The organism is Rhodococcus tukisamuensis NBRC 100609 (assembly GCF_001894985.1).
GTDB lineage: Bacteria > Actinomycetota > Actinomycetes > Mycobacteriales > Mycobacteriaceae > Rhodococcus_G > Rhodococcus_G tukisamuensis.
In genome coordinates, this window is sequence record NZ_BCXG01000065.1 from 1 (window position 1) to 515 (window position 515).

Genomic DNA, 515 nt, shown 5'->3' on the forward strand with positions numbered 1-515 from the left:
TCGGCCTTCTCGATGTCGAGGATCCGGTAGTTGGCGGCCTGGCCGGGGCCGACGGTGACGCTTCCGGTGGCGGTGGAGGCCTTGGTGTCGACCTTGCCGGTGCCCTCCCAGTCGGACGTCACGCCGGCGCCGGCGCCGCCCTTGGCGCCGAGGGTGGCCTGGCAGGCCACCACGTAGCCGACGTTGATGCTGCCGCCCTTGGCGTTCGGGCCGGTGACCTCGGCGCCGATGCGGCCGGAGACCCACGCGTTGCGGTGCAGCGGGGTCGAGCCCATCGACGGCGAGACGTTCGCGGACTCGCCGGTGCGGGTGATCTTGACGACGGTGCCGTCGACGAGCGTCTTGGTGACCTCGCCGTCGGGCAGCGCGGTGAAGGTGTCGGCATTGGCGGCGCCGGCGGAGAAGAAGCCGAGGGCGACGGTGGTCGCCGCGCCGACGGCCGCGAGGCGCAGGCCGGACTTGCTGATGTTCATGGGACTTCCCTTGCAGATGTATTGGGTCGCGTACGCGAGCAG

1 protein-coding gene is annotated in these 515 nt (G+C 71.5%); it reads right to left on the reverse strand.

Annotated elements, in window-relative coordinates; all coding sequences use genetic code 11:
* Window positions 1-473: MspA family porin (locus RT2_RS24935; protein WP_139280395.1), on the reverse strand; the 473-nt coding region annotated here is incomplete at its 3' end.
* Window positions 474-515 lie beyond the last annotated feature (42 nt).